This window comes from Streptomyces caniferus (assembly GCF_009811555.1).
Classification (GTDB): Bacteria; Actinomycetota; Actinomycetes; order Streptomycetales; family Streptomycetaceae; genus Streptomyces; species Streptomyces caniferus.
In genome coordinates this window covers 678,998-700,097 of the sequence record NZ_BLIN01000005.1, presented here as the reverse complement: position 1 = coordinate 700,097, position 21,100 = coordinate 678,998, and the positions used below count along the sequence as shown (strand labels likewise).

2 protein-coding genes are annotated in these 21,100 nt (G+C 75.2%); both read left to right on the top strand.

What is annotated here, in order from left to right; translation table 11 throughout:
* Nucleotides 1-7 precede the first annotated feature (7 nt).
* The gene (locus tag Scani_RS19695; protein WP_159478077.1) at nt 8-20,059 is read left to right on the top strand and encodes a non-ribosomal peptide synthase/polyketide synthase; all 20,052 of its coding nucleotides are present in this window, start codon (nt 8-10) and stop codon (nt 20,057-20,059) included.
* A gap of 270 nt (nt 20,060-20,329) precedes the next feature.
* Nucleotides 20,330-20,533: an MbtH family protein gene (locus tag Scani_RS19690; RefSeq protein ID WP_159478074.1), complete on the top strand. Its 204-nt coding sequence runs from the start codon at nt 20,330-20,332 to the stop codon at nt 20,531-20,533.
* The last annotated feature ends 567 nt before the right edge of the window (nt 20,534-21,100 follow it).

Below are 21,100 nucleotides of genomic sequence, written 5' to 3'. Positions count from 1 at the left end.
CGACCACATGACGTCTTCGCATTCGAAGAAGGACCGTGCCGCGGCCCTGCCCCAGGAGTTGCAGGAGGCGCTGCGCCGCCGCCTGGCCGGGCAGGCCCCGCCCGCCGCCGGGGCCCGGCAGCAGATCCCGCGCGCGGACCGGTCGCAGCCCCTGCCGCTCGCCTTCGCCCAGCAGCAGTTGTGGTTCCTCGACCAGCTCCGGCCCGGCGACTCCCGCTACAACAGCGCCGTCGCCTTGCGGCTGACCGGCCCGCTGGACCGGGCCGCGCTGTCGCAGGCACTGGACGCCGCGGTGGCGCGCCACGAGTCCCTGCGGACCACGTTCGACGACATCGACGGCCGGCCCGTGCAGACCGTGCACCCGGCCGCCCCCGTGCCGCTGCCGGTACGCGACCTGGGGGAGGAGCACGCGTCTGCCGCGGACGCGGGGGACCGGACCGCACCGGGCCCGGAAGCGCTGGACGCCGTGCTGCTGGCGGAGTACTCCCGCCCGTTCGACCTGCGCACCGGTCCACTGCTGCGGGCCCTGCTGATCCGCCTGGCCGACGACGAGCACGTCCTGCTGCTCACCGCGCACCACATCGTCACCGACGGCTGGTCCATGGGCGTGCTGCTGGACGAACTGTGCACGCTCTACGACGCCCTGGCCCACGGCGAGGCACCCGCGCTTGCCCCGGTGGCCACGCAGTACCCGGACTTCGCCGTCTGGCAGCGCGAACGGCTGTCCGGGGCGCTGCTGGCCGAGCAGCTCTCCTACTGGACCAAGCAGCTCGACCAGGCCGTGCCGCTGGAGCTGCCGCTCGACCGCCCCCGCAGCGGGGAGGAGGCCGGCGAGGGCGCGGTCCACGCCTTCCGGGTCCCGGCCGCCACGGCGGCCCGGCTGCGGGAGGTGGCGGCGCAGCAGCACACCACCCTGTTCGCGGCGCTGATCGCCGCCTGCCAGGCGCTGTTCGCCCGCTGGTCGGGCCAGGACGACATCGCCGTCGGATCGCTCACCCCGGGGCGCGGCCGCACCGAACTGGAGCGCGCGGTCGGCCTCTTCGTCAACACGGTCGTGCTGCGCGCCCCCGTCGACACCGCGCGCTCCTACCGCGAGCTGCTGGACACCTCCGCCACCGCCGTCCTCGACGCCTTCGCCCACGGCGACACGCCCTTCGACCGGCTGGTGGAGGCCGCGGGGACGGTACGGGAAGCGGGGCGCAACCCGCTCTTCGACGTCATGGTCCTGCTCCACCCCGCCCCGCCCGCGGCCCCCGGGCTGCGGGGGATCACGGCCGGGACCGTCACCGTGCCCCGCCGCTCGGCCACCTTCGACCTGAGCGTCGAGTTCGTCCCCGACGGGGACGGGCTGACCGGCCTGCTGGAGTACCGCACCGACCTCTTCGACGCCTCCACCGCCGAACGGATGGCCGGCCAACTGCTCCTCCTGCTGGCGGGCGTCGCGGCCGAACCGGACCGGCCGCTGGGCGAACTGTCCCTGCTGTCGGAGCGCGAACGGCACCGGCTGACCACCGAATGGAACGACACCGCGCTGCCCGTCGCCCCCACCACCTACCCCGCCGTCTTCGAGGCACAGGCGGCCCGCAGCCCGCACGCGACGGCACTGGTGGCCGGGGACACCACGCTGGACTACGCCACGCTCAACGCCCGCGCCAACCGGCTCGCCCACCACCTCATCGACCGGGGCGCCGGCCCCGAACGGCTCGTCGCGCTGCGGCTGCCGCGCACCGCCGACATGATCGTGGCGATCCTCGCCGTCCTCAAGACCGGCGCCGGATACCTGCCGGTCGACCCCGAACTCCCCGACGAGCGGCTGCGCCTCCTGCTGGCCGACGCCCGGCCGATGCTGGTGCTCGACGAGACGGCCCTGAGCGCCGTACCGGCAGCGGCTCGCGACAGCGACCCCACCGACGCCGACCGCCGCGCACCGCTGCACCCCGGCAACACCGCCTACGTCATCTACACCTCGGGCTCCACCGGCCGCCCCAAGGGCGTGTCCGTGGAGCACCGTTCGCTGATGAACCTGCTGGCCGGCCACCGGCACGGGTTCGTCGCCGCGGCGGGCGGCGGCCCCCTGCGGGTCGCCCTGACCGCGTCGTTCTCCTTCGACACCTCCCTGGAGGGCGTGCTGCTGATGGCCGACGGCCACCGGTTGCACCTGGTCGACGAGGCGACCCGGCTCGATCCGGCCGCCCTGGTCGAGTACGTCGTCGAGCACCGCATCGACTTCCTCGACCTGACGCCCTCCTACCTGCGCCAGCTCCTGCCCGCCGGACTGCTCACCGACCCGCGCCACCACCCCCGGCTGCTGATGCTGGGCGGCGAGGCCGTCGGCCCCGCGCTGTGGCGGGACCTCGCCGGGCTGGACGACGTCACCGCGTACAACTTCTACGGGCCCACCGAGTGCACGGTCGACGCCCTGGCCTGCCGGATCGACGGCACCGCCCGTCCGGTGGTGGGCCGGCCGCTGGCCAATGTGCGCGCCCATGTCCTCGACCACCGCCTCCGGCCGGTGCCGCCCGGTGTCGGCGGCGAGCTGTACCTCGCGGGCGACCAGGTCGCCCGCGGCTACCTGCACCGGCCCGGCCTGACCGCCGCCCGGTTCGTGGCCGACCCGTACGGGCCGCCCGGCAGCCGGATGTACCGCACCGGCGACCTGGCCCGCTGGACCGCCGACGGTCGGCTCGACTACCTGGGCCGCGCCGACGACCAGGTCAAGATCCGCGGCCACCGCATCGAACCCGGCGAGGTCGAGGCGGCGCTGCTGGACCTGCCCGCCGTCGCCCAGGCGGCCGTCGTCGCCGTCGCCGACGAGCGCGGCCACGCCCGGCTCGCCGCCTACCTGGTGCCCGCCCCGGGGACCGGCCGCCCCGCCGCCTCCGAGCTGCGGGCCGCCCTGCAGCGCACCCTGCCCGGCCACATGGTGCCCGCCGCCTTCGTCGTCCTGGACGCCCTGCCGCTCAACACCAGCGGCAAGCTGGACCGCCGCGCGCTGCCCGCCCCCGACCTCGACGCGGCCCCGCGCGAGCGGGAGTTCGTGGCCCCGCGCACCCCGGCCGAACGGGAACTGGCCGGGATCTGGTCCGCGGTCCTCGGCCTCGCGCAGGTGGGGGTCACCGACAACTTCTTCGAGCTCGGCGGAGACTCGATCCTCAGCATCCAGGCCGTCTCCCGGGCCCGCGCCGCCGGACTGCGCCTGACCTCCCGCGACGTCTTCCTGTACCAGACCGTCGCCGAGCTGGCCGCCGCCGTGGACCTGCGCACCGCCCCGGCACCCGCGGCGCCGCAGCCGCAGGACACGGGACCGGCCCCGCTCACCCCCATCCAGGAGTGGTTCTTCGCCACCCACGGACCGCTGCGGCACTTCTGCATGTCGATGCTGCTCGACCTGCCGCACGACCTCGACCCGGCGGCCCTGGAGCGGGCCCTGCACGCGGTCGCCGCCCACCATCCGGCGCTGCGCACCCGGTTCGTCCGCACCGGCGACACCTGGCGCCAGCACCCCGTCGACACCGTGGCGCCCGGCCTCCTGGCCACCCACGACCTGTCCGGGACCACCGGCGCCGCCCGGGACACCGCGCTCACCGCGGCGGCCGACGCCGCCCGCGCGGACCTCGACCCCGCCACCGGCACCCTGCTGCGCGCCGCCCTGCTCCGCGCCGAGCCCGACAGCCGGCCGCAGCTCTTCCTGACGGCCCACCACCTCGCCGTCGACAGCGTCTCCTGGCGCATCCTGCTCGCCGACCTGGAGCGCGCCTACCGCCGGGCCGCCGCGGGTGAACCGGTCCAACTGGATCCCGTCACCACGCCGTTCACCACCTGGGCGGCGCAGCTGGCCCGGCACGTGCAGGACGGCGGACTCGACGGCGACCTGGCGTACTGGCGAGCCGAGAGCGAAGCGGCGCGCACCCCGCTGCCGGTGGACCGCCCCGGCACCGCAAGCGCCGGCTCGGTCCGCACCGTACGCGCCCGGCTCGACCGCGACACCACCGACGCCCTGCTGCGCCGGGTGCCCGGCGTCTACCGGACCCAGGTCAACGACGTCCTGCTCAGCGCGCTGGGCCGGGTGCTCGCCGACTGGGCGGACACGGACCGCGTGACGGTGGCCCTGGAGGGGCACGGCCGGGAGGACATCGGCGAGCACGACGGCGACGACGGCGACGAGGCCGCCGGCTCCCATGACGCCGCCGACCTGTCCCGCACCGTCGGCTGGTTCACCACCCAGTACCCGGTCACCCTCACCCTGGACGGCCCGTCGCACGAGCCGGACTGGGGCGCCACGCTCAAAGCGGTGAAGGAACAGCTGCGGGCCGTCCCCCGCCGCGGCCTCGGCTACGAGGCGCTGGCCCGCCTGGGCGCACCCGACCCGGCCGCCCGCGCGCTGCGCGAACTGCCGCTGCCGCAGGTCTGCTTCAACTATCACGGCCAGTGGGAGAGCGCACCAGGCCAGGACTTCGCGCCCGCCGGAGAGGTCCCCGGCCGCGACATGGCCGCCGGGGAAGCGCTCGACCACCTGCTGGACGTCTCGGCCGTGGTCGCCGACGGCGTACTGGAACTGACCTGGCACTACAGCGACCAGGTGCACGAGGAGAGCACGGTACGGGACCTGGCGGACGGCACCGCCCGTGCGCTGGCCGCGATCGCCGCCCACTGCGCACGGCCGGAAGCCGGCGGCCGCACCCCCTCCGACTTCCCCCTCGCCCGGCTGGACCAGCCCGGCGTGGACCGCCTCGCCGGGGACGGGCGCGCCGTCGAGGACCTCCTCCCGCTCACCCCGCTCCAGGAAGGCATGCTCTTCCACCGCCTGATGGGCGGCGCCGACGACGTCTACCTCGACCAGGCCGACCTGCTCCTGGACGGCGTCGCGGACCCCCGTGCGTTCGCCCGCGCCTGGCAGCGGGTCGTCGACCGGACGCCGGTGCTGCGCACCTCGGTCGTCTGGGAGGACGTGCCCGTACCGCTCCAGATCGTCCACCGGCGGGTGACGGTGCCCACCGTCCACGTCGACTGGCGCGACCTGGACGAGGAACGGCGTACCGCCGAACTCGCCCGGCTCCGGACCGAGGACCTCGCCCTCGGCCTGGACCTCGGCACCCCGCCGCTGATGCGGCTCACCCTGATCCGGCTGCCCGGCGGCAGGCTGCGGCTGCTGTGGACCTCGCACCACCTGATCCTGGACGGCTGGAGCCTGGCCCAGGTCCTGACCGAGGTCTGCGAGGAGTACGCCGCACTCGTCGCGGACCGCGCGCCGGCACCGCCCGTGCGCCGCCCCTTCGGCGACTACGTGCGCTGGCTGGCCGGCCGGGACGGTCGCGCGGCCGAGGAGCACTGGCGCACCGTCCTCGCGGGCTTCGCCTCCCCGACGCCGCTGCCCTGCGACCGGCCGCCCCGCGAGGCGCACCGGGCCCGCTCCGCAGCGGTACTGACGGCGAGCCTGCCGGTCGAGCTCTCCCAGGAACTGCTGCACACCGCCCGGCGCAGCGGACTCACCCTCAACACGGTCGTCCAGGGCGCCTGGGCGCTCCTGCTGGCCCGCTACAGCGGAGAGCCGGACGTGGTGTTCGGCACCACCGTGTCCGGCCGCCCGGACGCGCTCCCCGGCGTCGAGTCCATGGTCGGGATGTTCATCAACACCCTGCCCACCCGGGTACGGGTCGACCAGGACCGCACCGCCGCCGACTGGCTGCGCGACCTCCAGGACGCCCAGTCGGAGTCCCGGCGCTTCGAGGCCGTCTCGCTGGCCCAGCTGACCTCGCTCAGCGACGTCCCGGCGGGCACCGCGCTGTTCGACAGCATGGTCGCCTTCGAGAACTACCCCTTCGACGACGCCCGGACGTCCGGCGCCGGGGTGCGCATCCTGGACGTCGCCTCGCGCGATGCGACCAACTTCCCGCTGGTCCTGCGCGCCCACCACAGCGACCGCCTCGGCTTCGACCTCGCCCACGACCCGGACCTCTTCGACTCCGACACCGTCCGCGCGCTCGCCGACCGGCTGTGCCTGCTGCTCACCGAGATCGCCGCCGGCCCGGACCGGCCGCTGCGCGCACTGGCGTGGACGACCGCCGAGGAGCGCCGGCGGATGCTGGTGGACTGGAACGGCACGGAGCACGGGCGGCCCGAGCCGACCCTGCTGGACCTGTTCGAGGACCGGGCGGCCCGCACGCCCGACGCCACCGCGGTGACCTGCGCGGGCAGCACGCTGTCCTACGCCGAACTCGACGCGCGGGCGGGCCGGCTGGCCCACCGGCTGGCCGAGGACGGAGCCGGCCCCGAGCGCTTCGTGGCCCTCGCCCTGCCCCGCTCCCCGGAGATGATCGTGGCGATCGTGGCGGTGCTGAAGACCGGCGCCGCCTACCTCCCCGTCGACCCGGAACTGCCCCGCGGCCGCATCGACCACCTGCTCACCGACGCCGCGCCGGCCCTGCTGGTGACCACCGCGGCCGTCGCCGGACGGCTCGGGGACGCGGCCTGCCCCCAGGTGCTCCTGGACGCTCCCGAGGTCCGCGCCGACCTCGGGCGGCGCCCCGCCACCGGCCCGGCACCGGCCCGCCGCCCGCTGCCGGAGCACCCCGCCTACGTCATCTACACCTCCGGCTCCACCGGCCTGCCCAAGGGCGTGGTCGTCCCGCACGCCAACGTGGTGCGGCTGTTCTCCCGTACCCGCGACTGGTTCGCCTTCGACGAGCACGACGTGTGGACGCTGTTCCACTCCTACGCCTTCGACTTCTCCGTCTGGGAGATCTGGGGCGCGCTGCTGCACGGCGGCCGGCTCGTCGTCGTCCCGCACGAGGTCGCCCGTTCCCCCGAGGAGTTCCTGCGCCTGCTGGTGGACGAGCGGGTCACGGTGCTCAACCAGACGCCCTCGGCGTTCTACCCGCTGATGCGCGCGGACGCCGAACACCCTGAGCTCGGCGCGCGGCTGGCCCTGCGGCGGGTGGTCTTCGGCGGCGAGGCGCTGGACCTGGGACGGCTGGCCGAGTGGTACGAGCGGCACTCCGACACCGCGCCCGTCCTGGTCAACATGTACGGGATCACCGAGACCACCGTGCACGTCTCCTACGCGCCCCTCGACCGCGCCACGGTGACCGGGGCCACCGCCAGCGCCATCGGCCGCGGCATCCCCGACCTGCGGATCCGGGTGCTCGACGCCGGGCTCGCCCCGGTGCCGCCCGGTGCCGTCGGCGAGATGTACGTGGCCGGGGAGGGCCTGGCCCGCGGCTATCTGAACCGGCCGGGCCTGACCGCGGCACGGTTCGTGGCGGACCCGTTCGGGCCGCCCGGCACCCGGATGTACCGGACCGGCGACCGGGCCCGCTGGCGGCCCGACGGCACCCTGGAGTACCTCGGCCGCGCCGACCAGCAGGTCAAGATCCGCGGCTTCCGGATCGAACCCGGCGAGATCGAGGCCGCCCTGACCGCCCACCCGGACATCGCGGAGGCCGCAGTCGGGGTGCGCGAGGACACCCCGGGCGTACGGCGCCTGGTGGCGCATGTCGTGGGTACCGGCCGCGGCACCCCGCCGTCCGCCGCCGCGCTGCGCGCCCACCTGGCGGAGACCCTGCCCGCGCACATGGTGCCCGCCGCCTACGTCGCCCTGGACGCGCTGCCGCTGACCGTCAACGGCAAGCTCGACCACCGGGCCCTGCCCGCCCCCGGCTCCGACGGCTTCGCCGCCGGCGAGGACCGCACCGCGCCGCGCACCGAGGCGGAGCGCCTCGTCGCCGGGGTGTGGGCCGAGGTCCTGGACACCGCGGACATGGGCGTGGAGGACAACTTCTTCGCCCTGGGCGGCGATTCGATCCTCGCCATCCGCGTCACCTCCCGGCTCCGCACCGTCTTCGGCGCCGAGGTCTCGCCCCGGCTGCTGTTCACCCACCCCACCGTCGCCGCCCTGGCCGCCGCCCTGCCGGACCCGGCCGCCGCCCGGCGGACACCGGACGACACGATCCCCGCGGCGGACCGCACCGCCGCCCTGCCGCTGTCGTTCCCTCAGCAGCGGCTGTGGTTCCTGGACACCTTCGAGCCGGACAGCACCGCCTACCTGACCTTCTTCGTCCTGCGCCTGCGCGGCCCCCTCGACGAGGCGGCCCTGCGCACCGCCCTCGACGCCCTGGTGGCCCGGCACGAACCGCTGCGCACCACCTTCGCCGAAGAGGACGGCCATGCGTTCCAGCGCGTCCACGCCCCCCGGCCGGCCGGCCTGCCGCTGGACGATCTGTCGGACACCCCGGCGCACGACCGCGACCGCGCACTCGACGCACTGCTGACGCGCGAGGGCGCCACCGGCTTCGACCTGGGCACCGGGCCGCTGCTGCGCACCCGCCTGATCCGGCTCACCGCCGACGAGCACGTCCTGACCCTGGCCATGCACCACATCGTCACCGACGGCTGGTCCACCGCGGTGCTCGGCCGGGACCTCGGCGAGCTGTACGCGGCGGCCCTCCAGGACCGCCGCCCGGACCTGCCCAGGCTGCCGCTCCAGTACGCCGACTACGCGGCCTGGCAGCGGGCGCGCGCCGCCGGGGCCGACGGCGGGCAACTCGCCTACTGGCAGGAGAAGCTGGCCGACGTCGCTCCGCTGGAGCTCCCCACCGACCGGCCGCGGCCCGCCGTACGGACCGAGAACGGCGCGCTGCTGGAGTTCTCCCTGCCCGCCGCGTTGACCGACCGCCTGCGGGAGGCCGGCCGCCGCGCCGACGCCACCCTCTACATGACACTCCTCGCGGCCTGCAAGGTGCTGCTCGCCCGCTGGGCCGGCCAGGAGGACGTCGCGGTCGGCACCGTGGCCTCGGGACGCGAACGCCCCGAACTGGAGCACCTGGTCGGGATGTTCGTGAACACCCTGGTGCTGCGCAGCCGGGTGCCCGCCGGCCTGCCGTTCACCGCCCTGCTGTCCGAGGTGCGCAGCACCGTGCTGGACGCGTTCGCCCACCAGGACGTGCCCTTCGAGCAACTCGTCGATGTGCTCCAGCCCGAACGCGACACCAGCCGCACCCCCCTCTTCCAGGTGATGGTGGCCCTGCACAACCTGGGCGGCGAGGCACCGCGCCTGCCGGGCCTCGACGTCGAAACACTCCAGCCGCCGGGCCGGCACGCCGCCTTCGACCTCGGCTTCGACTTCGTGGAGCGTGACGGCGGCCTCACCGGCTACGTCGAATACAACACCGACCTGTTCGACGCGGCCACCGTCGAGCGGGTGAGCGCACGGCTGCGCCTGCTGCTCGAAGCGGTCGCGGACGACCCCGGACGCACGGTGGGCGAACTGCCGCTGCTGTCCGACGCCGAGCGGCACCAGGTGCAGGAGGAGTGGCAGGGCGAGACCCTGCCCGTCCCGGACCTGACGTTCGTGGACCTCTTCGAGGACCAGGTGGCCCGCACCCCGCACGCCACGGCCCTGGTGGCACGGGACGCCACACTGGACTTCGCCGCCCTGAACGACCGCGCCAACCGGCTGGCCCACCACCTCATCTCGCTCGGCGTCGGCCCGGAGCGGGTGGTCGCCGTGCAACTGCCGCGCACCTCGGACATGCTGGTGGCCCTCCTCGCCGTCCTCAAGGCGGGCGGCACCCAGCTGTCCCTCGACCCCGAACTGCCCGCCGAGCGCCGCGCGTTCCTGCTCGCGGACGCCGCACCCCGGACCGTCCTGACGGCCGACGCACTGCGCGACGCCCCCCTGGACCGGCAGCCCGGCCACAACCCCACCGACGCCGACCGGACCGCCGCCCTGTGCGGCGCCCACACCGCCTACATCAACTACACCTCCGGCTCCACCGGCCGGCCCAAGGGCGTCGCCGTCGAACACCGTCAGCTGGTCAACCTCTGTCACGACCACCTGGCCGGGCTCGTCACCCCGCACACCACCGACGGCCGGCCGCTGCGCTTCGCGCTGAGCGCCGCCTTCTCCTTCGACACCTCGTGGGAGGGCCCGCTGCTGCTGGCGCTGGGCCAGGAGGTCCACCTCGTCGACGAGGACGTACGCCTGGACCCGGCCGCGTTCGTCGGCCAGGTCACCGAAAGCCGCCTGGACTGCGTCAACGTGACCCCGTCCTTCCTGCACGAACTGGTGTCCGCCGGGCTGTTCACCCAGGGCCACCACCGTCCCCGGATCGTCCTGGTCGGCGGCGAGGCCATCGGCACCCCGCTGTGGCGGGAGCTGCGGGAGACCGAGGGCGTCACCGCGTACAACGTCTACGGCCCCACCGAGTGCACCGTCGACGCCGTGTACGGCCCCTTCACCGACCACGCCGAGCGTCCCGTGATCGGCCGGCCGGGCCGCAACCTGCGCGCCTACGTGCTCGACGGCGCCCTGCGGCCGGTACCGGTCGGGGTGCCGGGGGAGCTGTACCTCGCCGGTGCCCAGGTCACCCGCGGCTACCTGGGGCGTCCCGGGCTCACCGCCGGACGCTTCGTCGCCGACCCGTTCGGCCCGCCCGGCACCCGGATGTACCGCACCGGCGACCGCGCGCGCCGGGACGGGCAGGGGTTGCTGGAGTACCTGGGGCGCACCGACGAACAGGTCAAGGTCCGGGGCTTCCGGATCGAACCCGGCGAGATCGAGGCCGCCCTGCTCGCCGACCCCGCGGTGGCCGACGCCGTGGTGGTGGCCGCCGAACACGGCGGCCGGGCACGGCTGGTGGCCTATGTGGTGCCCGCCGGGGAGCGGACGCCCCCGGCGGAGGAGCTGCGGGTCCGACTGCGCCGGACCCTGCCGGACTACATGGTCCCCGCGGTGTTCGTCCCCCTGGACCGGATTCCGCGGACCACCAGCGGCAAGACCGACCGGCGCGCCCTGCCCGAGCCGCCCGCCCAGCCCGACACCGCGACCCCGTACACGGCCCCGCGCACCGCTGCCGAGACGGCCCTCGCCGGCATCTGGGCGGAGGTGCTCGGCGTCCCCCGGGTCGGCGTTGAGGACAACTTCTTCGCCCTGGGCGGCGACTCGATCCTCAGCATCCAGATCGTCTCGCGGGCCCGCCGGGCCGGACTCGGACTCACCTCCAAGGACGTCTTCCGCCACCAGACGATCGCCGAACTCGCCCTGCGCACCGCCTCCGTGAACCCGCCGTCCGCCGACGCCACCGGCACACCGGCAGGACCCGCGCCGCTCACCCCCATCCAGCACTGGTACCTCGACGGCCGACGGCCCGGGGACGCGCTGCGCTTCACCATGACCAACCGGCTGGAACTGGCCCCGCAGAGCGACGAGGCGGCCCTGCGGCACGCGGCCACCGCCCTGGTGGCCCACCACGAGGCGCTGCGCACCCGCTTCCGCCACACCGACGGCACCTGGCACCAGGAGGTGCTGCCGGCCGCCCCCGGGGACGTCTTCGCCCGCCACGACCTGACCGGTCTGGACGCCCCCGGGCGGGAGGAGGCCGTCCAGCGCGCGACCGCCGCCGCGCAGACCTCCCTCGACATCACCGAGGGCCGGGTCGTGCGGGTCCTGTACTTCGATTGCGGACCCGACATCCCCGCCCAACTCGTGCTCACCGTCCACCACTTGGTGGTCGACGGGGTGTCCTGGCGCATCCTGCTGGGCGACCTGGAGGCCGCCTACCGCGACGCCGTCGCGGGCCGGCCGCCCGCCCTCGCCCCGGCGAGCAGCGGCTACGGCCACTGGGCGGCCCGACTGGAGCAGCACACCCGCTCCGGCGCCCTCGACGGCGACCTGGCGTACTGGACCCGGGCCTGCCGGACCCCGGCCGGCCTCCCCGTCGACCGGCCGGGCCCCACCACCCACGGCGCCGCCGCCACCCTCACCGTCCGCCTGGGCCGGGCCGAGACCGATGCCCTGCTGCGCCAGGTGCCGGACGTCTACCGCACCCAGGTCAACGACGTCCTGCTCAGCGCGCTCGGCCGCACGCTGACCCGCTGGAGCGGCCAGGACACCGTCCTGATCGGCGTGGAGGGCCACGGCCGCGAGGACCTCTTCGACGAACTGGACCTCTCCCGCACCGTCGGCTGGTTCACCGCCGAGTTCCCGCTCGCCCTGTCCGTCGCCCCGGAAGCGGACTGGCGCGACACCGTCCGGTCCGTCAAGGAGCAGCTGCGCGCCGTGCCGCTGCGCGGCCTGAGCTACGGCGCGCTGCGCCACCTCGTGCCGCGGTGCCCGCTGCCCGAGGCGCCGGAACCGCAGGTCGGCTTCAACTACCACGGCCAGTGGGACATCGCCTCCGCCGACCGCCCCGATGACGACGGCCTCTACCGGGCCGCCCTGCCGCCGGCCGGTCAGGACACCGATCCCGACGAGCCCCGCACCTACCTGCTCGATGTGACGGGGGTGGTCCAGGACGGCCGGCTCGAACTCGGCTGGACCTACCCGCCCGCGGTGTACGACGAGTCCACCGTGCGCCGCCTCGCCGAGGACACCCTCGCGGCCCTGACCGAACTCGTCGCGCACTGCGCCCGGCCGGACACCGGCGGCCGCACCCCGTCCGACTTCCCGCTCGCCCGGCTCGACCAGCGCGAGGTGGACCTGGTCGCGGGCGACGGGCGGGAGGTGGCGGACATCCATCCGCTCACCCCGCTGCAGGCCGGCATGCTCTTCCACGGGCTGGTCGACTCGGCGGGCGCCTACTTCGACCAGATGGCGGTCCGGATCTCCGGCGTCGCCGACCCGCGGGCCTTCGCCGCGGCCTGGCAGCAGGTCGCCGACCACACCCCGGCGCTGCGCAGCAGCGTCCGCTGGCAGGGCCTGCCCCGGCCGGTGCAGGTCGTGCACCACCGCGCCGTCCTGCCCGTCGCCCACCACGACTGGCGGGCCCTGACCCCCGAAGCACGCGACCGTGCGCTCGACCGGCTGCTCGCCGAGGACCGCGCGGCCGGCATGGACGTGACCACCGCACCGCTGAGCCGGATCGCGGTGGCGGCCCTGCCCGGCGACGAGATCCTGCTGGTGTGGTCCTCGCACCATCTGATGCTCGACGGCTGGAGCAGCGGACAGCTCTTCGCCGACGTGTGTGCCCAGTACGCCGCGACGGTCGAGGGACGCACCGTCCGCCCACCGGCCCGCCGCCCGTTCCGCGACTTCCTGCAGTGGCTGGAAGAGCAGGACGAGGAGGAGGCCGAGCGGCACTGGACCGGCACCCTGGCCGGGTTCACCGCCCGCACCCCGCTGCCCTACGACCGGCCGCCCGTCGAGGCGCACCGCGCCCGCTCGAACGCGCTGGTGCACCTGGAGCTCACCCCCGAGGTCTCCGACCGGCTGCGCGAGACGGCCGGGCAGAACGGCCTGACCGTCAACACGGTGGTGCAGGGTGCCTGGGCGCTGCTGCTGGCGCGCTACAGCGGGCGCCGGGACGTGGCGTTCGGCACCACGGTCTCCGGCCGCCCGGCCGAACTGCCGGGTGTGGAGTCCATGGTCGGCATGTTCATCAACACCGTTCCGACCCGCGTCCGGACCGACGGCGACCGGGGCGTCCTGCCCTGGCTGCGCGACCTCCAGGACCAGCAGAGCGACTCCCGGCGCTTCGACTTCGTCTCGCTCGCCCGCATCCAGGCCCTGAGCGAACTCCCGCCGGGCGAGGCACTGTTCGACAGCATGATGGTGTTCGAGAACTACCCCTTCGACGAGGCGGCCGCCGCCGGCGCGGGCATCCGCATCCAGGACGTGCGCGCCGAGGACGCCACCAACTTCCCGCTGTGCCTGCGCGCCTACCTCGCCGACCGCCTCGGCTTCGACCTCGCCTACGACGGGGCGCTGTTCGACCGTACGACGGTGGAGCGGGCCGCGGCCCACCTGGAGACCCTGCTGACCGCGATCGCCGACGGCACCGCCCGCTCCCTGGACGACCTCGGCCTGCTCACCGCCGCCGACCGCGCGGTGCTGGACCGGTGGAACACCACCGCACGCCCCGCGGCGGGCGGCTCACCGGTGGACCTCTTCGCCGAGCAGGCGCGGCGCACCCCGGACACGATCGCGCTGGCCGAGGTGAACGGCGCCGAGGTGACGTACCGGCAACTCGCCGACTGGTCGGACCGGGTGGCCGCCCGGCTCCGGGCGGACGGCCTGGCCCCCGAGAGCCGGGTGGCGCTGCTCATGGACCGCTCGGCCGCCCTCGTGGTGGCCCAGCTGGCGGTCCTCAAGGCGGGCGGCGCCTATGTGCCCGTGGACGGCCGCGCCCCCGAGGAGCGCCGGCGGATGCTGCTCGACCAGGCGGGAGCGACGACGACGCTGACCGCCGAGGAGGTGGCCGCCGCCCGGACCGCCGGACCGGCCGCCGCGCCCGCGCTGCCGCCCGCCGACCCGGACCGGCTGGCGTACGTCATGTTCACCTCCGGCTCGACCGGCACCCCCAAGGCCGTAGGGGTGCGCCACCGCGACGTGGCGGCGCTCGCCACCGACAGCCGCTTCACCGGCCCCGCCGGCGAACGGGTGCTGCTGCACTCCCCGGTGGCCTTCGACGCCGCCACCTTCGAGGTCTGGGCGCCGCTGCTGAACGGCGGGCGCGTCGTGGTGGCCCCGCCGGGCGCCGTGGACGCGGCCCTGCTGCGGCGCCTGGCCACCGGGGGAGGGGTGACGGCACTGTGGCTGACGGCCGGACTCTTCCGGCTGCTGGCCCAGGACGCGCCGGACTGCTTCACGGGGCTGCGCCAGGTGTGGACCGGCGGCGACGTGGTCCCGGCCGCCGCCGTGCGCCGGGTGCTGGCCGCCTGCCCCGGCCTGACCGTGGTGGACGGCTACGGACCGACCGAGACGACGACCTTCGCGACCTCCTTCGCCATGACGGACGCCGCCGAGGTCCCCGACACCGTGCCCATCGGCCACCCGCTGGACGATATGCGGGTCCATGTCCTCGACGCCCGGATGCGGCCCGTGCCGCCGGGCACCGCGGGCGAACTCTTCCTGGCGGGCGAGGGCGTGGCCCGCGGCTACCTCGGCCGCCCCGGCGCGACCGCGGACCGGTTCGTCGCCGACCCGTCCGGTCCGCCCGGCGCCCGGATGTACCGCACCGGGGACCTGGCCCGCCGACGGCTCGACGGCACGGTGGAGTTCCTCGGCCGCGCCGACGACCAGGTCAAGATCCGGGGCTTCCGCGTCGAGCCCGGCGAGGTGGAGGGCGCGCTCGCGGGCCACCCCGGCGTCGCGGACGTCGCGGTGGTGGCCCGCGAGGAACGCCCCGGGGCCAAGCGGCTGGTCGCCTACGTGGTGGGGCACGACGGCCTCGACACCGAGGCGCTGCGCGCCCACGCCCGGCGGACCCTGCCCGACTACCTGGTCCCCACGGCGTTCGTGCCGCTGGCGGCACTGCCGCTCAGCACCAACGGCAAGGTGGACCGGGCGGCCCTGCCCGCACCCGGCACCGGCCCGGACCGCCCGGCGCCGGTCGCCCCGCGCACCGAGGCCGAACGCCGCACCGCCGAGATCTGGGCCGAGGTGCTCGACGTGGCGGAGGTCGGTGTGGAGGACGACTTCTTCGCGCTCGGCGGCGACTCGATCCTGAGCATCCGGCTGACCTCCCGGCTGGCGGAGGCGTTCGAGACCGAACTGACCCCGCGGGCGGTGTTCACCCACCCGACCCCGGCTGCGCTCGCCGCGCTGCTGACCCAGGGCGAGCGGGCCCCCGCGGGACGGGGCGCCATCCTCCCGGCCCCCCGGGACACCGCGCCGCCACTGTCCTTCGCCCAGCAACGCCTGTGGTTCCTCGACGCGTTCGCGCCCGGCAGCACCGAATACATCACCCCGCTGGCGCTGCGCCTGCGCGGCCGGCTCGACACCGCCGCGCTCGGCGCCGCCCTGACCGCGCTGGCGGCCCGGCACGAGTCGCTGCGCACCACCTTCGACTCGGAGGACGGCCAGGGCATCCAGGTCGTCCACCCGCCCCAGGACGTACCGCTGCCGCTGCGCGATCTGTCGGCGCTGCCCGCCGGAGAGCGTACGGCGCAGCTCGAACGGCTGCTGGCCGAGGACCGCACCTGCCCCTTCGACCTGCGCCAGGGCCCCCTGCTGCGGGCCCAACTCGTCCGGCTGGCGGACGACGACCACGTCCTGACGCTGACCCTGCACCACATCATCACCGACGGCTGGTCCACCGCGGTGCTCACCGGCGACCTGGCCCACCTCTACCGGGCCGCGCTGGGCGACACCACGGCCGAACTGCCACCGCTGCCGGTGCAGTACGCCGACGTCGCGCACTGGCAGCGCACCGCCCACGGCGCGGACGCCGACGCGCAACTGCGGTACTGGCAGGAGCGCCTCGCCGGCAGCGAACCCCTGCACCTGCCCACCGACCGGCCGCGCCCGGCCGTACAGACCAGGAACGGTGCGACGGCCCCGCTCGTCCTGCCGCCCGAAACGGCCCGCAGGCTCGCGGAGTTCGGCCGGGCCCGGCAGACCACCCTGTTCACCACGCTGATCGCCGCCGCACAGACGCTCTTCGCGCGGCTGTCGGGACAGCGCGACATCGCCGTCGGCACCGTCACCTCGGGCCGCGACCGCGCCGAGACCCAACGCCTGATCGGCTTCTTCGTCAACACGCTGGTGCTGCGCTCGGACGTCGATCCCGACGAGGCCTTCCCCGCGTTCCTGGCGCAGGTGCGGGAGACGGTACTGGACGCCTTCGCGCACCAGGACGTGCCGTTCGAGCAGGTGGTGGACCAGGTCCAGCCGGTCAGGGACACCAGCCGTACGCCGCTCTTCCAGGCCATGGTCGTGCTCCAGAACGCGCCCGGAGCGGCACTGGACCTGCCCGGTCTCCAGGTGAGCGACATCGAGCCGGATACCCACCACGCCGGCTTCGACCTCACGCTGGAGTTCGCCGAAACCGACTCCGGTGCCCTGCACGGGCTGCTCACCTACAACACCGACCTGTTCGACGCCGCCACCGCCGAGCGGATGGCCGACCAGCTCACCACGCTGCTGACCGGCATAGCCGAGGACCCGCACCGCCCCCTCGGCGCGCTGCCCCTGGCCCCGGACGGCGAACTGCGCCGCCTGCTCGCCCACGGCAGCGGTACCGCCCGCCCGGTGGCCCCGGCCACCCTGCCCGCACTGTTCCAGCGGCAGGCCGCCCGGACCCCGGACGCGGTGGCGCTGGCCGACGGCGCGCGCGAGCTGACGTTCGCGGAGCTGGAGAGCGCGGCCAACCGGCTGGCGCACCATCTGATCGGCCGCGGTGTCGGTCCCGAGAGCGTGGTGGCGCTGGCGCTGCCCCGCTCGGCGGAGACGGTGGTGGCCCAACTGGCCGTCACCAAGGCCGGCGGCGCCTTCCTGCCCGTGGACCCGGCCTACCCGGCCGAGCGGCGGGAGTTCATGGTGCGCGACGCGGCGGCCGCCGTGGTCCTCGACGACCCGGCGGGCATCTGGCGTACGGACGGCCCCGACACCGCGCCCACCGACGCGGACCGCCGCGCGCCGCTGACGGAGGCGCACCCCGCCTACGTCATCTACACCTCCGGCTCGACCGGCACCCCCAAGGCCGTGGTGGTCACCCACACCGGACTCGCCGCCTTCGCCTCGGCCGCCGCCGACCGGTACGACGTCCGCGAGGGCGACCGCTTCCTCCAGTTCGCCTCGCCCAGCTTCGACGCCTCCGTCCTGGAGCTGTGCGGCTCGCTGCTCGCCGGCGCCACGCTGGTCGCGGGAGAGGAGGGACCGCTGCTGGGCGACCGGCTGGCCCAGGTGCTCGCCGAGCGGCGGATCACCCACGCCCTGATCCCGCCGGCGGCCCTGGCCACCGTGCCGCCCGAGGCCGCCGACGCCCTGCCCGCTCTGCGCACCCTGATCGTCGGCGCCGAGGCCTGCCCCGCCGACCTGGTGGAGCGCTGGGCCCCCGGCCGCCGCGTGATCAATTCCTATGGCCCGACCGAGGCGACGGTGGTGTCCACCTGGACCGGCCCGCTGGCCCCGGAAGCGGGCGCCCCGCCCATCGGCCGCCCCAGCGGCCTCACCCGGGCGTACGTCCTGGACGCCGCCCTGCGCCCCGTACCGGTCGGCGTGACCGGCGAGCTGTACGTCGCCGGCGCCGCACTCGCCCGCGGCTACCTGGCACGCCCGGGGCTGACCGCGGCCCGGTTCGTGGCCGATCCGTTCGGCCCCCCGGGCGAGCGGATGTACCGCACCGGCGACCTGGTGCGCTGGGGCGCCGACGGCGACCTGCGCTACGCCGGACGCGCCGACGACCAGGTCAAGGTGCGCGGCTTCCGCATCGAGCCCGGCGAGATCGAGAGCGCGCTGCGGCGCAGTCCCCAGGTGCGGGACGCGGTCGTCGCCGTGCGCGCCGCGGCCGGGCAACCCCCCGCCGGCCCCGCACGGTTGGTCGCCTACGTCGTCCCGGCCGACGGCACCCCGGAGCCGCTGCCCGTCTCCGAGCTGCGCGACCACCTGGCCCGCCTGCTGCCGCCGCACATGGTGCCGTCGGTGTTCGTCCGCCTGGCGCGGCTGCCGCTCACCCCGAACGGCAAGACCGACCGGCGCGCCCTGCCCGACCCCGACCCGGCAGCCACCGCCACCGGCCCGCACATCGCGCCGCGCAACGACACCGAACGCCGGATCGCGCAGATCTGGGGCGACGTCCTCGGCCTCGACACCGTCGGCGCCGACGACAACTTCTTCGACCTCGGCGGCGACTCGATCCTGAGCATGCAGGTGGTATCGCGGCTGCGCCGGGCCGGACTGCACCTGGCCACCAAGGACCTGTTCACCCACCAGACGGTGGCGGAACTGGCGACCGTCGTCACCACCGGAGGGGACCGGACCGACAGCGGGCCGGTGACCGGCGACCTGCCGCTCACCCCCATCCAGCAGTGGTTCCTCGCCACCCCCCGCGCCAACCACCACCACTTCAACCAGTCCGCGCTGCTCGAACTGGACGGCATTCCCGACCCGGCCGCCCTCCACACCGCGCTGGCCGCCCTGCTGGAGCACCACGACGCACTGCGCATGCAATTCACCGAGGACGGCGGCCGCTGGCGCCAGCAGAACCCGCCGCCCTCGGAGCCGGACGGCCTCCTCGTCCGGCACGACCTGAGCGGTCTGCCGTCCGACGAGGCCGACACCGCCATGGAGAAGGCGGCCGACGATCTGCACTCCGGCTTCGACATCGGCCAGGGCCCGCTGCTCCGCGCGGCGTTGTTCACCGGTGACCCGGACCGCCCCGCCTTCCTGCTCCTGGTGGCCCACCACCTGGTCGTCGACGCGGTGTCCTGGCGCATCCTGCTGGACGACCTGGAGACCGCCTACCAACAGGCCGCGGCCGGGCAGACCCTCTCGCTCGACGAGCGGACCACGGCCTTCCGGGACTGGTCCAGAGGCCTGGCCGCACATGTCGCCGACGGCGGCCTGGACCACGAACTCCCGTACTGGGAAGAGGCGGTGGCACCTGCCCCGCTTCCGGTGGACCACGAAGCCGACGCTCCGTCGGGCGGGTCGCGCACGGTGTCCGTGACGCTCGACGAGGCGGACACCACGGCGCTGCTGCGCGCGGCCCCCACCGCCTACCGCACCCGCATCAACGACGTGCTGCTGGCCGCCCTGGCCCTGGCGCTGGCGCGCTGGACCGGCCATGAGCGGGTCTGCATCGACCTCGAAGGGCACGGCCGTGAGGACGTCCTGGAGGGGGTGGACCTCTCGCGCACCGTCGGCTGGTTCACCACCGTCTACCCGGTCGGCCTCCAGGTCTCCGACCCCGCGGACCTCGGTCCCTCCCGCGACTGGCGGGCCCTGGTCAAATCGGTCCGGCGCCAGTTGCGCGCCGTCCCCGGCAACGGCCTCGGCTTCGGCGCCCTGCGCACCCACGGCCCCGCCGAGGTGCGCGAGCGCCTGGACCGCACCGGCCGCGGACAGGTCGTCTTCAACTACCTGGGCCAGTGGGACGCGCGGCCCGGCGGTTCCTCCGGGGCACTCGTCCGTGCCGAGCACGGTTCCTTCGGCCAGGACCACGATCCCCGCGACGGCGGCTCCCACCTGCTGGAGGCCGTCGGCGCGGTGCAGGACGGACGGCTCGCCTTCACCTGGCACTACCGCCCCGACGTGCACGAGGAGGCGACCGTACGGGCGGTGGCCGAGGACTTCGCCGAGGCCCTCCGCCGGATCGCCCAGCACGCCCGGGACGGCGCATGAGGAGGCCGGGGCCGGGCTGCCCACGCACCGCATGCGGCAGATTACCGAAAAGCCCCCCGCGCACGGGCCGTTGAGGGCAGCCTGAAAGTGATCAACCGCCCGGCCGACCGCCCCGACCAGACCGCTCGACCGCACACACCACCTGACCCCGCACCTGAACCGAGACTCCGACCGCAGACCGACCGCACGCCGTGGCCCCGCCGCCACCCGACGAACCGCCCGACGAGACCCGCCCGATCGACAACCCGACCCACGATGGGAGAGCGTGACATGGACGAGAACGCCCGCTACCAGGTGCTGCGCAACGACGAGGACCAGTACTCGCTGTGGCTGGCCGACCTGGAGGTCCCCGAGGGCTGGCACGCCGTCGGCAAGGAGGGCACCCAGGACGAGTGCTCCGCCTACGTCGACGAGGTCTGGACCGACATGCGCCCCCGTAGCCTGCGCGAACGCATGGACCACGCCGGTTCCTGACCGATCCGCCCCGCAGGGCCGCGGCCGACCGCCGCGCCCTGCCCTCTCCCGCACCACCTCCGTGCGGGCCGCGACCACGGGCCACCGGCCGGCGCGGCCCGCACGCGTGTGTCCACTGCCGGGGCCGGTACGGGGAGGCCTGCCCACGGGGAGCGGCCGTGCGGCGCGCCCCCCCACGGCACCGCCGGTTTCGGGTATGTGGCCTGACCGCGCACAGGACAGTGCGAGCGGCCCCGGGCCGAGCAGCTCGCCGCCCCGGCCTCTCCTCTCGCGGCCGCGTCCTTCCCACCGCCGTGTCGCCGGCCGCTGTGCGGCCTGCCCGCTGTGCGACCTGCCCGTGCCGCTCGGCGGCCACGCCGCCCGCCGGTCGCACCGTCCGGCCGTCGAGAGCCGCGCTGCTGACCGCCGCCGGAAACGATTTCCCGGCGGGCCTCTTCCCTTTCGCCTTTCCGCTACCAGCCGGTAGTCGACAAAGGGCCGAGCGCTGCCCGCGTTCCGACCGCTTGCGTCGGCAAATGACAGCGTACGCCTTAATTACCTGTCATATCGGATTTGGCGCCAGGTAGT

Bases quoted from the DNA above. Each gene is read 5' to 3' on its own strand.
- Scani_RS19695 (WP_159478077.1), top strand. From the start codon at position 8: ATGACGTCTTCGCATTCGAAGAAGGACCGTGCCGCGGCCCTGCCCCAG.
- Scani_RS19690 (WP_159478074.1), top strand. From the start codon at position 20,330: ATGGACGAGAACGCCCGCTACCAGGTGCTGCGCAACGACGAGGACCAG.